Source organism: Serratia sp. ME47, assembly GCF_903970925.1.
GTDB classification, from domain to species: Bacteria; Pseudomonadota; Gammaproteobacteria; order Enterobacterales; family Enterobacteriaceae; genus Serratia; species Serratia ureilytica.
On record NZ_CAJCKE010000002.1, the window covers coordinates 91272 to 104426 of the forward strand.

Genomic DNA, 13155 nt, shown 5'->3' on the forward strand with positions numbered 1-13155 from the left:
ACCGTTATTCATTGTGATAACCAAATACCAGCGCCGCATTAGCACCGCCGAAACCGAAGTTGAGACTCATGACATTGCGCAAACGACCGCGACGATGCCCCTCGCGAATATAATCAAGATCGCATTCGGGATCGCTCTCGTGCAAATGGCAGGTTGCCGGCATCATTTGCTGCTGCAATGCCTGTAGGCAGACGATCGCCTCAAAGCTGCCGGATGCGGCGAGCAAGTGCCCGGTATAGGATTTCGTGCTGGAAATCGGCGTGCGATAAGCATCGCGCCCCAGCGCCGCCTTGATCGCAACGGTTTCGTTCACATCGCTTTGCGCCGTCGACGTGCCATGCGCATTGATATAGTCGATCTCATGATTGCTTAGCCCCGCCTGCTCCAGAGCCCGTCGAATGGTTTTCACCTTGGCCTGCGGATCCTCCGCCGGCGCGGTAAGATCAAAAGCGTCTGAAAAGTTGCCGTATCCCTTGACCTCCCCCAGTATTGTCGCGCCGCGCGCTAAAGCCGCCTCTCGCTCCTCGAGACACAACACGGCGGCCCCTTCCGCCAACACGAAGCCGCTGCGCTCCCGGCTGAACGGGCAACTGGCCTTGGTGATATCCTTTTGCTCCCGACTCAGCAAACGCAACGCGTCGATGTTCCATATCGCGCCATTGCCGCTCAGTGATTCCGACGCGCCGGCCAACATCATTGAAGCGCGGCCGCTGCGGATCACCTCAAACGCATCGCCAATCGCGATGCCACCGGTCGCGCAGGCCGCCGCCGGCGAGCCCTGATAGCCCCGCAGCAACCAATGTTGGCCGCATATGGCGGTCGCGATATTGGGCATCGCGTGAAAACAGCCAAACAGCTGCCCCATGCCGGATTGCAGATAATCCGCATTGTTTTGCATGATCTCATCCTGGCCGCCCCAGCCGCTGCCGATAATCGCCCCGCACTCCAACGACGAATAAAAGTGCGCAGGCCCCACAAAACTGGATGAAAACGCCATGTCGATCGCCTCCGAGGCGGCGGCCAACGCCAGCCTGGCGAATCTGGGCAGCCGGCGGCTTACCCGCGCGGCTACGCCTTCCAGCGCCGGTTCGGCCTCCAGCAAAGCAAAAAAGCGCGCGTGGATCCCCGCCGCCGATTTATCGTGATAGCGATAGGCCAAACGGTTGGCCATGATAGCCTGCCAGTTTTGCTGCGCGTTGCCACCCAGCGCGGTGACGGCGCCGTAACCGGTGACCACCACACGTCTTGTATTCCGTTCTTTGTCCATGCTTACTCCCCTTGCCCGGATGCGAAAGCCTCGTTGCCGCCCAGCGCCAGCCAGAGCTGCATCGTGGCGTTCAGGTAGCGATATTGCAGTGCCGACAGTGAATTCTCGCTGGCTAACACCGCCTCTTGCGCGTCCAGCAACGTTTGCAGCGCGACGGAACCGGCCTGATATTGATGGCGGGCCAATGCCACGGCTTGTCGCCCCATCGCCAGATGCCGCTGCTGATTGCCGATTTGCCGCTGCGCTTCCAGACGTTCCCGCATAGCGCTGTCTACCTCTGCCAGCGCGCGGTAAACCGCATCGCGAAATTGAATCTCCGCGCGCTGCGCCTGCAACGTCGCTTTGTCGCTGGACAAGCGCATCTTGCGCCACTCGATGAACGGCAGCGTCAACGTCGCGCCCAGCGAGCGCGAAGGTTCACTGAACCATTGGCGGAAAAGCCCGCTGCCGGCATCCAGTGCGGCATCCAGACTCAGCGCCGGATAAAAACGCAATGTAGCGGCCTCCGCACCGGCCAGCGCCGCCCGCAGGCGCCGCTCCGCCGCCTGCACATCCGGCCGTCGCGCCATCACCGCCGCCGGCAGACGTGGCGCAATGGGCACCTCGTTGATCGGTAGCGCTCGCCTTTCGCTGTATCGCAGCAAGGGTGAACGGCCGAACAACAGCGCCAGCGAGTTGCGAGCGTCTTCCCGCTGCCGTGCCAGTTCATCCCGTTGATTCTCACGCGCCAATAGGTTTTGCTCCGCCTGCAACAACTCGAATCGGCCGACGTCGCCGGCGGTGTGACGTGCCGCCACCAGCCGTACAGTCTCACGCGCGAACGCCACCGCCTGTTGCTGATGGGTGACTTGCTGATTCAAATCGGCGATCTGCCAATACCCGCGAGCGGTAGCGCCGATCAAAGTCAACGCGGTATTGCGCCGATCCAACTCCGAAGCGACGGCCAGCCACTGAGCCTGCTCGCGAATGCGCGCCAGCTTGCCCCATAAATCCAGTTCATAACTCAGTGACAGTCCTGCGCGGTAACTTTCTTGCGGCCGCGCCGCGCCGCGCAATGCCTTGGTATTGCGGCCACTCAGGCTGGCGGCCAGGTCGGGGGTCGCATTGCCGGCTACCAACCCGGCCTCCAACATCGCCTCACGCCACTGCAATCCAGCCAGCGCCAGATCCTGATTCGCGATGAGAACGCCATCGATCAGCGAGGAAAGCTGCGGATCATTGAAGTTTTCCCACCAGGCGACGCCTGCCCGCAATGAACCGGAACGTTCATCGACCACGCGCCACTGCTGCGGCAACGACGGTGGCGCCGTGGCGTCGATCGGCCGCCCTCCGCAAGCGCTCAAAGACAGCATGACCAGTCCATAAATCCAAAGTCGGTTCATTCTCGCGCCAACGCCTCCACCGGCTGCAGGCGCGCGGCGGCACGGGCTGGAAAGAAGCCGAACCCGACGCCGATCAACGCCGAAAACCCGCAGGCCAGCAGCAATGGCGGCCAAGTAAAGATCATCGTCACCTGCGGCGCCAAGCCGCTCAGAATCCCTTTAACCAGCGCGGCGCAGGCGATCCCCAACACGCCCCCCAGGCTGCAGATCACCACCGCCTCAATCAAAAATTGCCGCATAATGTCTTTCTCAGCGGCGCCCACCGCCAATCGAATGCCGATCTCATGGGTTCGTTCCGTCACCGAAACCAACATGATGTTCATCACCCCCACCCCACCGACCAGCAGCGAGATGGCGGCAATCGCGGTAATCAGCAATCGCATGGAGTCGGAGGCACGCTGAATGGATTGCGTCAGTTGATCGTCAGTCAGCGTGAAAAAATCCCGCCGGCCATGTTCTACGGTCAAACGCCGGGTCACATCCCGCCTTGCCGCTTCCAACGTCAATTTTTCATTCACTCGCATCACAATCGATTCCAGCGGCATATCGCCGGCGATGCGGCCAGTCAGGGAGGTATGGGGCAGCCAGGCAAGCGGTTGAGAACCGGCGTATTGGGCGCCGCGGCGCTGCGCGACGCCGATCACCCGATAAGGCACACCCGCGATCAGCAAAACCGCGCCCACCGGATCTTGCCGGGAAGAAAACAGAGCCTGTTGCAGCAAGGGATCGATCACCGCCACCGGTGCGCGGTCACTCAGATCCTGCGCAGTAAACAGGCCACCGGAAAGCAGCCGAATGCCCTGCGTGCGGAAATACCCTTCGCCGACGCCCATCACGGCGAGCGGCACCTGCTTGCCTTCGCGCACGGCCGACAGTTGAGTGCTGATAACCGGCGAAACGCTGTCGACATAAGGCAAGGCCGCCAGCAGCGCTGCATCCCGCGCACTCAGCGAACGCGCAAAATCGGGACGCGTTTTTTCCCATCCCAATCCGGGACGAATGTCCAACGTGCTGGAGCCGAGCTGGCTGATTTCCCTGAGGATGCTTTGGCGCGTGCCTTCACCGATGGCGATGGCGGAAACGACCGCCGCAATGCCGATGATGATGCCGAGCATTGATAATAATGCCCGAACCCGATGCCCTAATAATGCCCGCCAAGCCATGCCGAGCGCCTCTCGCAGCGCCGCCCAAGGGCTCATGCGTTTCAGCGGCGCAGCCAACGCCAGCGGCCTCTCGAACGCAAAACGCTGTCGGGCGGCATCGTGGCGACGATCCGCCACGATCTCGCCGTCGCCGATCTCAATGATCCGCTGCGCCTGCTCGGCGATCCGCCGATCGTGCGTCACGATGACCACGGTGTGTCCGACAGCGTTCAGCTCATGCAAAATGGCCATCAGCGCCTGACCGCTGGTGCTATCCAACGCGCCGGTAGGTTCATCGGCCAAAATGATTTCCGCGCCGTTCATAAGAGCTCGGGCAATACTGACCCGCTGTTGCTGCCCACCGGAAAGCTGCGCCGGACGATGGCCACCTCGCTGCGCCAACCCGAGGCGAGCCAACAAATGCGCGGCCCGCAAGCGGCGCTCGGCGGCCGGCATGGCGGTATACAATGCAGGGATCGCCACGTTCTCACCGGCCGTCAGATAGGGCATCAGATGATAGCGCTGGAAAATAAAGCCGATATGCCGACTGCGGAGCCGCGCCAGGCGATTGCCGTCGGCTTGCCCAATCGCCACCCCGTTGATGTACACATCCCCCTGAGAAGGCTTGTCCAGACAACCGATAATATTCATCAACGTCGATTTTCCGGAGCCGGAGGCGCCGACGATAGCGACCATTTCTCCCCGCTGAATGCTCAGGGAAACGCGTTTGAGGACCGTGATTTTCTGCTCTCCGGCTTGAAACTCGCGCGAAACGTTCTCCAAAACGATAATGGGATCCGTGCTAGCTGACATGCTCACCCTCCGTATCTGACTGGTGTTCCAGCAGCACTTGCTCACCCACTCTCACGCCTTCCAACACTTCCGCATAGCGGCGATCGCGCTTCCCGATGCGCACGCTGCGCGCGACAACCCGCTGGCCTTCCAACACTCTGATCTGATAGCGCTCGCCATCCCGAGCCTCTCCCAATGCCGCCATCGGCAGCCGCACCACCCCCGTGGCGCGTTCGGTAATGATGAATACCTGCGCCGTCATCGAGGTGCGTAATCGACGTTCGCCGTTGGCGACGGCAAATACGCCGTTGTAATACACCGCCGCCGTTTGCTGGCTTGAATTTCTGCCCAGCGGGTCGGCTTCCAGCGCTTCTGCCGGCGCTTGCTGTATCGCGCCCATGACCCCCTCATATCGGCGGCGGGGATCGGCGGCGACATAAAACCACAGCGGCTGCCCCGCCCTCACCTGCAAGATGTCATTTTCCGATATGCGGGTATGCACCATCATCGTATCCACGTCCGCCATCACCAAAATGGTCGGTGCGCTTTGCGATGAGACGATGGTTTGCCCTTCCTGAGTGACGATACCCAGCACTTCGCCGTCGATAGGCGCGGTAATACGGGTAAAAGCCAGGTTGGCTCTCGCCGTTTCCTGCGCGACTTCGGCCTGAACGATCTGCGACTCGTTCACTTTCAACTGCGCCAGTTGCGCGTCGTGCTGCGCCTGCGCTTTTTCCAAATCGCTGGCCACGCCGGCACGATCTCGCGCCAACGCCCTTTGCCGCGCCAACTCCAGTTGGTACTGCTTGAGCTGCGCCTGACTCGCCAATTTCTGCGCCTGCGCGCTGCGTAATTCGGCCTGCGACTTGCGCAGTTCGTTAAGTTGCAACGTCGGATCTATCTCGGCCAACAGCTGGCCCTGAGCCACTCTGTCCCCCGGTTTGACATACAGTTTTTTCAGTTGGCCGTTGACCTGCGCGCCAACGTTCACCTGCCGGGCCGGTTTCAAAATGCCGGTAGCCAACACGCTTTTTTCGATGTCGCCGCGATCGACGCGCGCCGTCTGTGGCGGTGATACGTCAGGCGCCCGATTCAACCCTAACAGCCCGCCGGCCAGCCCCCCCAACACGATCGCCACCAGCGCCACACGCCGCCAGCGTTTCTTTCCGGGCACGTCACTCCACCTCAGCACAGTCATTCATCCTGGTGTCGACGGCGGCCAACAACCGGCCCTGCGACAAGTGCAGCACCCGATCAAACAACGGCAGCAGCCGCGGGTTATGCGTCACGGTCACCAGGGTTTTACCCTTCTCACGGCAATGCGCTACCAGAGCCGACATCACCGCCGCAGCGGTTTTTTCATCCAGATTCGCCGTCGGTTCATCCAGCACCAACACCGGACAACGGCTGTACATGGCACGCGCCAGCAACAGACGCTGCCGTTGCCCCAGCGACAGCCCGGCATGGCTCTCTCGCACCAGAGCGTTCACGCCTCCGGGCAGCTGCGCCACCGCATCCGCCAGCCCCAAACTGCATAGCGCCTGTTCCACTTGTCTCTGCTGGCCCGGCGCCGACGGGGCGAACAGCGTGACGTTTTGCAATACCGAGGCATTGAACAGAATGTCCTCCTGGCTTTGCAGGAAGAACAGCCGCTGCGCGGCGGCGTTAGCCAGCACGCGGCCATCCAGCGTCAGTTCCCCCCGCTGCGGCGTCAACAGACAGGCGAGCACCTTCAGCAAGGTGCTCTTGCCCGCGCCGGAACCGCCGCAGATGGCGATACACTCGCCCCGTTCCAGCGTCAGCGACAGGTCGCGCAAAACCGGTTGGCCGGCGTCGTACGCGAAGCTCACCCCCCGATACGCCAACTGCACATCAAAATGGTTCACGCTTTCGTCGCCAGACCCGGTACGCAGAGATACGGCAGGAAACAGATCCCGCGCGCGCTCATCGATCACGTGCAGTTGGTTTTTCTGCAGGACGGCAAAAAAGATCTTGCTGGTGTAAGAGGTAAAAATTTCGCGCAGAAAGCTGTAGGCGAAGAATGCCCCCAGACTGAGTTCGCCACCCTTTAGCAGCGGCAGCGCCAGCAGCATGAACACCACCATTTCCAGGCTGCCAATCAGTTGATAAATGCTGCCCTTGACCTGCTCATAGACTTTTTGCCGCTGCAGGCAGTTGAACAGCGAACGGGCATGCTCGGCAAAGCCCTCTTGCCGCTGGCCGGCGAGCCCGGCGGACTTGATGGTCGAAAACCCCTGAATGGTTTCCAGAATAAAATCATTCTGCGCCGCCCCTCTCACCTGCAGCTGCTGGGTGAAGTGGCGATCGCGATAAATGGCCCAAACGCTGATCGCCCCCATCAGCAGTACGCCGGCAATCGGCACCAGCGCCAACATCGGGCTCAAATAGCCCATCACCGCCAGCGCGATAGCAGCGATGATCCAGTCGGTGCGCAGGCCGTTATCCAGCTCGATTTTCTGGCCGGCGGCCATCTGCCAGCTGGTGAAACGACTGAAAATCTCGCCGGGCGCGCGCTTGCTGAAGAAATTCAGCGAATTTTCCAGCAGGCGGGAAAACCCGGCGGCGCCGTGCAGCAACACGAAGTTTTTGATAAAACGCTCGGTGATGATGCGCGCCATCAGGGCCAGCGCCGTGGATGCCACAAACGCCAGCAGATAGTAGGCGTAAGGAAACGCGACCTCACCGGCCATGGCGAACACCTGATTGATCGCGCTGGCGACCATCATCGGCATGATGAACAGCGTCAGCGAGATAAGAAACGTCATCGCCGCCAGGCGATAAATGCCGGCGATGCCGGCGGTATCCTTCAGGCTTAAACTGGCGAAAGCACCGCGTCGGTGGCTCCGCGCGGCGGGGGTGGTGGACGGTAAATCGTCGCGATCGAGCACCAATGCGTAGCCGCTGATTTCCGCTTTCAAAGCGGCGTACGGCAGCAGCTGTTGCCCCAACGCCGGATTCATTACGCACACGTAACCGCCCTGACGATATGCCAGCAATACATAGTGGCCCGCGCCGTAATGCAGAATCGCCGGTAAAGGCAGCGCCGCCAGATCCCGGTGCTCGAACGCCACCGGATAAGCCGGCAACGCCAGCTCCCCTAAAATGGCGCACAGCGTCGCCAGCGAAGTGCCGTGTTGCGAAGCGGGGTAACGCTCACGCAGTTCCGTCAATGGCGCGCGAACGCCCTGCGTTTCCGCCAGCATGGCGATGCAGGCCAGCCCGCACTCATTGATTTCGCTCTGCAAGACCGGCGTAGGGAGGGTGTTTTCCATGCGTAGTGATATCCCTGACTTATTCGTTGATAAAAAATAGAGAGTGCGAATGCCACAGCAGCCAATCATCCGCATGTCGCCACAGGGTGCGCTCGACGATCTCCGGCACGGCGCGGCCGACCAGCTCTGTGGCAATCGGTTCTTCTATGTGAATGCGAACGCCGCGATCGTAATAAAGCGAATAGCACACCACTCGAGCCCGCATCGCTCGGGATAATCGAACGATGCCGCTATGCAAATGCGCTGGCCGGTTGAACAAACGGCAAGCCAGTTTGGCCGAGGCGTCCCGGGTGCTGTTCAAGGTGTAATCCGGCGTGATGTCCGGGAAGAGGATGATGTTGCGCCGATGCTCCGTCGCCTCCAGCAGCGCCTGCGACAAGGTGCCGGCAATATGCCGGGGATCGTCGTGAATCGAGCAATAGTCGAGCCGCTGCCGCCATTCCCCCTCAGGCGCTCGCCGCGCTAACGTCTGTGCGTCACCGGAAACGATCACCGTTGCCCGCCCGGGATAAACGCCCGCGCCGACCAGCGTCGCCAACACATCGGAAACCGTGTGCATCGGCGCCAACAACACCGGCACCCCGGCGCGATGCAGCGGCTCCACCACCTGATTGAGCTGTGAAGTGCACTGCGCCAAATGCTCCATCAACACGGCGTTGCGGGCCTGGATCGCCGCCAAATCCAGCCATTGCCGCCGCTGCATCAGCCAGGCGAAGTCCAGCCTGCCGTCGCCCAACAGGCTTTGGCGATTCGCCTCAGCGACCGCTTGCCGGTGGCGAAAACGGCGTTGCTGCAGACTCCACCTCAACCACCTCTGCATCTTTAGCCACAGGCGATAATCCACGCGCCGCAGCAGAGCGCACGTCAGACTCCGGCTCACCCCGGTGCGGACAGCAGAGAGACGCGCCACGGCGTCCAGGCCGTTACGCCAGGCCAGATAACCCCGAACCGCGAGCAGGCGCATCAGGGGGCCAGCGGCTTATCGTGCTGCAACAGCGACAGCAGTTGCTGGCTGAAAGCGGAAAACTCGCGGTCTTGCAACGCCAGCCATTTGCGATTGACGATAAAGCTGGGGGTCGCGTTGACCTGGTAATAGCGGCTTACCGCCGTCATATACGCCAACAGTTCCTTGACCCGCTCTGAATCTCTGGTCCGCTGATAGGCGGCCTCGTCGATGCCGTTGGCCACCAACCAGGCACTGAGTTGCTTTTCATCCGCCAGATTGAGGTTTTCTTTGATAATGGCGCGGTAAGCGGCGGGACGATGCTGCGCCTCGATCCCCATGACCGTCAGGGTGGCGAAGAGGGGCGCAAAGGCCGCCATGCCGGCGTGATCGTCGTCGCTGAGATGCAGGCGCACCAATTTGGCTCCCGCCGGTAAGCGTTTTTCCAGCTCGGCCACGCCGCTTTCGTTAACTTCACAATAGTGGCAGGCGTAAGAGAAGACTTCGACAATGGCGTTATCGTCTTGCAATGGGCTTTGCTCTATTTTTTCCGGAGAGATAAAACTCAGGCTTTCCGCCGCCGGCGAGGCCATAACGTAATGCTGGAAATAAAGTGCAGTCAAAAAAGAAGAGGCGAAAATAATGACGAGCGTGTAACTAAAAAACAGCAAAGGACGTTTATACATAGCAGACGCATCCTGCGCATAAATAAATACTCACTTGAGCATGAGCGTTATAAATCAGAAAGGGAGATTGACGGTTCAGCGATAAAAAAGGAATTCATCTCCGTTATCAGGCGGTGCGCGCAAGCGCCCCGCCTGTCCATCACTAACCTAACTGCAAGCGTTCAGCTCGCATCAGCTCGGGATTGTCGGCGTGGAAGGGCAGCTCGCCACCGGCGCCGGACGATAGTTTTTGGTCACGCCGCCAAACTTATCGGAACAGGTGGTCACCAGTTGGCAAGTGCGGTTATTGCCACCGCCCACCCAGGCAAATTCCTTGGTACACACAAAAGTACCGCCGACGATGTTTGCCGCTTCAGACAGATTGATTTTCTTCATTACAATATCCTTATATATATTAAAATATAAACACACTACCCATCACTCTGCCTGCAAGACAGAGTAATTCTTCAATACATTGAAAAACATTTAATTGATAACAATGAGAGCGCCGCGGGAAAAAGAATAGCCCTCTCACACAAGCAGATCAATACAATTATTTACACTGCACCGCAGGCTTAGTGGAATAAGTAACGTTTGATATAAGGATTATTCTAATTTAATTACTTATAAAAACATGGAAGTTAATTTCACCCCCGGAATAGCCTCGATTTATTTGAAGGATAATTCTCAGTTTAAGAGGTAATTAACCAAGAAAATTTCAGATCCGACCAGTTAACCGGCACTGGAAACAGGCTGAAAAGATTGCTTCCTGCCGCGCCGGACTTACACTGGGCAACAGGACTCTCACTCTTAGGATGCCCATGCTCGCGACTCACGAATACGCCAACGACCTGATTCTGTTTGCCCTGATTGTCGACTGCGGCTCGTTCAGCAAGGCGGCGGAGAGCGCCGGCATTACCAGTTCGGTGGTCAGCAAACGCATCGGGCGGTTGGAAAAATCGCTCGGCGCCCGGCTGATGTACCGCACCACCCGCAGCCTGACGCTGACCGAAAGCGGCCAGGCGCTCTACCAGCAGGCCAAGGAGATCGGCGCCAAAGTGCAGGAAGCGCTGTACGCCGTCAGCGAAAAGAGCGAAGAGCTGACCGGCACCATTCGTATGTCGGTGCCGACCATTTCGGGTGAGCTGCTGCTGAGTGAAAGCGTGGCGGAGTTTTGCGCCCAGCACCCCAGCCTGAAGGTCGAGATGCGGCTGGAAAACCGCTTCGTCGATCTGGTGGAAGAAGGCATCGATCTGGCGATCCGTACCGGCACCATGCCGGACTCCAGCCTGATTGCGCGGCCGATCTTCGATTCCCGCTGGGTGATCGTCTGCTCGCCGGGCTATCTGGAGAACCACCCCGAGCCGCGCAATCCCGACGATCTGCTTAGCCACAACTGCCTGACCTATACCTATCAAGAGAGCGGCACCGCCAACTGGCTGATGAAGCGGCCAGGGCGCAACGAAATCTACGAGCTGCAGGTTGACGGCAACCTGTCGGCCAATAATGCGCGGGCGATCCGCAAAGCGGTGATCGGCGGCCATGGCATCGCCATGGTGCCGCGCTGCATGGTGTACGAAGATTTGCAGGAAGGCAAACTGACGGAGATCCTGGCCGGCCACTGCGGCAAGGTATTGGGCATTTACGCCGTCTACCCTTATACCCGCAATCTGCCGTTAAAAACTCGCCTGCTGATCGAACATATCATCGGTTCCTATCAAAATATCAGCCACTACTTTTAAGTTTCCACTCCTGATTATTTCCACGCGTCGTAAAGTACCGCGTGGATTACCGCATTTTTGGACATGAACTCGTGAACATTAACGCCTAATTAATGTGATCCAGCGCATTCATTACACAACATAAAAACCCATCCAATTGATTTTAAATCAATTTAATTCAGCCTCAACAGCCGACATTTTTCCCGCCGCCGGCACCATTCGCCGACGTTAAAAAATTATCGCGTGGCATCATCGCCAACGTTGTGATTAGAATGAAAATGTTGCGGTAATTAACCTTTCAGTTACATATCTCTGCCCATAAAAATAATAACCCTGAGGATCTTATGCCCCTGCTTTTCAGTATTGCGCCCATCGTCCTGCTGATATGGATGATGACCAAAAGGAATGGCGTGCCCTCTTATCTGGCCCTGCCGCTGACGGCCGCCGTGGTATATGCCCTGCAGCTCTGGTGGTTCGATGCCTCACTGCGGCTGCTGCATGCCAATATCATCACTGCGCTGGTCTCGACGCTGACGCCGATCACCATCATTGCCGGCGCCATCCTGCTCAACAAACTGATGCAGGTAAGCGGTGCGGAAAACGTGGTGCGCCGCTGGTTGGAAACCGTTAGCCCCAACCCGGTGGCCCAACTGATGATTATCGGCTGGGCGTTCGCCTTTATGATCGAGGGCGCCAGCGGCTTCGGCACCCCGGCCGCCATCGCCGCGCCGATTCTGGTCGGGCTGGGCTTCAACCCGCTGCGCGTCGCCCTGCTGACGCTGGTGATGAACTCGGTACCGGTCTCCTTCGGCGCCGTGGGCACCCCCACCTGGTTCGGCTTCGCCAACCTCGGCCTGTCGGACGCCAGCCTGCTGGAGATCGGCCGGCAAACCGCGCTGATCCACGTTGTCGCCGGCTTCGTCATTCCTCTGCTGGCGCTGCGCTTTATCGTTTCCTGGCAGGATATCCGCCGCAACCTGCCGTTTATCTTGCTCAGCGTGCTGAGCTGCACCGTCCCCTATCTGCTGCTGGCCCAGGTGAACTATGAATTCCCGGCGCTGGTCGGCGGCGCTCTCGGTCTGGCGCTGTCGGTGCTGCTGGCGCGCGGCGGCATTGGCCTCGCCCGCGCGGAAAAACCGCAGAGCGCCGCGCAGGCGGTGCCGTTCATGCAGGTGGTCAAGGCGATGACGCCGACCCTGCTGCTGATTGCTATCCTGATAGTGACGCGCATTCACCAGTTGGGCCTCAAGGCGCTGCTCAACACCACCACGCTGCTGTGGCAGGAAAACCTCGGCTGGCTCGGGGAGCTGCGCATCAGCCAGGCGCTGATCGTCGAACTGCAGCAGGTGCTGGGCACCGCCGCCGCCGCTGGCTACAAAACGCTGTATGTCCCGGCGCTGATCCCGTTTCTGCTGGTGGTGGTGTTGTGCATTCCGCTGTTCCGTCTGAATGGCGGCCAGGTGCGGCAAATGTTCAGCGAAACCGGCGGGCGCATCACGCGCCCCTTTATCGCCCTGTTCGGCGCGCTGGTCATGGTCAATCTGATGATGCTGGGCGGCGACAACGCGCCGGTGATCCTGATCGGGAAAGCGTTGGCGGCGATGACCGGCGACAGCTGGCTGCTGTTCTCTTCGTTCCTCGGCGCGCTGGGCTCGTTCTTCTCCGGTTCCAACACCGTTTCGAACCTGACGTTCGGCGGCATTCAGCAATCGATCGCCCAGAGCAGCGGCCTCGACGTCAATCTGACGCTGGCCTTGCAGTCCGTCGGCGGCGCCATGGGCAACATGGTATGCCTGAACAACATTATCGCGGTCTGTTCGATCCTGGGGATCGGCAACGCCGAAGGCAAAATCATCAGAAAGACCGCGCTGCCGATGCTGGCGTACGGTGGGATCGCGGCCGCTATGGCGGCGATCCTCTCGCTCTGACTGACAACCCGTTATTTGCAAG

10 protein-coding genes are annotated in these 13155 nt (G+C 59.7%); 2 read left to right on the plus strand and 8 right to left on the minus strand.

All coding sequences use genetic code 11. The annotated features are described in order from the left end of the window. Window positions 1-4: 4 nt before the first annotated feature. From H7A77_RS02630 to H7A77_RS02665, 8 genes are all read right to left on the minus strand, one after another. Window positions 5-1267 carry a beta-ketoacyl-[acyl-carrier-protein] synthase family protein gene (locus tag H7A77_RS02630; RefSeq protein ID WP_047026626.1) on the minus strand — a complete coding sequence of 421 codons (1263 nt, stop codon included), beginning with the start codon at window positions 1265-1267 and terminating at the stop codon, window positions 5-7. 2 nt (window positions 1268-1269) lie between these two features. Further along, window positions 1270-2619 (minus strand): efflux transporter outer membrane subunit, encoded by a 1350-nt coding sequence (locus H7A77_RS02635; protein ID WP_047026658.1) that lies wholly within the window; start codon window positions 2617-2619, stop codon window positions 1270-1272. 26 nt (window positions 2620-2645) lie between these two features. After that, window positions 2646-4604: an ABC transporter permease gene (locus tag H7A77_RS02640; RefSeq protein WP_182073784.1), complete on the minus strand. Its 1959-nt coding sequence runs from the start codon at window positions 4602-4604 to the stop codon at window positions 2646-2648. Beyond that, window positions 4594-5715, minus strand: coding sequence for an efflux RND transporter periplasmic adaptor subunit (locus tag H7A77_RS02645; protein ID WP_370528295.1), 1122 nt, complete (start codon window positions 5713-5715; stop codon window positions 4594-4596). The genes H7A77_RS02640 and H7A77_RS02645 overlap by 11 nt, the downstream gene beginning before the upstream one ends. A gap of 43 nt (window positions 5716-5758) precedes the next feature. Continuing rightward, the gene (locus H7A77_RS02650; protein WP_042785293.1) at window positions 5759-7876 is read right to left on the minus strand and encodes a peptidase domain-containing ABC transporter; all 2118 of its coding nucleotides are present in this window, start codon (window positions 7874-7876) and stop codon (window positions 5759-5761) included. 19 nt (window positions 7877-7895) lie between these two features. After that, entirely contained in the window at window positions 7896-8840 is a 945-nt protein-coding gene (locus H7A77_RS02655; RefSeq protein WP_147881120.1) for an ABC transporter, read from the minus strand. Continuing rightward, entirely contained in the window at window positions 8840-9505 is a 666-nt protein-coding gene (locus tag H7A77_RS02660; RefSeq protein ID WP_047026629.1) for a DsbA family protein, read from the minus strand. Before H7A77_RS02660 ends, H7A77_RS02655 begins: the two co-directional genes overlap by 1 nt. A gap of 171 nt (window positions 9506-9676) precedes the next feature. Continuing rightward, on the minus strand, window positions 9677-9880 hold the full coding sequence (locus H7A77_RS02665) for a DUF4762 family protein (protein WP_033652154.1): 204 nt from the start codon (window positions 9878-9880) through the stop codon (window positions 9677-9679). Window positions 9881-10305: 425 nt separating this feature from the next. Between H7A77_RS02665 and H7A77_RS02670 the strand changes: the two genes are divergently transcribed. Beyond that, complete coding sequence (locus H7A77_RS02670) at window positions 10306-11226, plus strand: LysR family transcriptional regulator (RefSeq protein WP_033644801.1); 921 nt, start codon at window positions 10306-10308, stop codon at window positions 11224-11226. Between the two features lie 323 nt (window positions 11227-11549). Then, window positions 11550-13133: an L-lactate permease gene (locus H7A77_RS02675; RefSeq protein ID WP_182073786.1), complete on the plus strand. Its 1584-nt coding sequence runs from the start codon at window positions 11550-11552 to the stop codon at window positions 13131-13133. Window positions 13134-13155 lie beyond the last annotated feature (22 nt).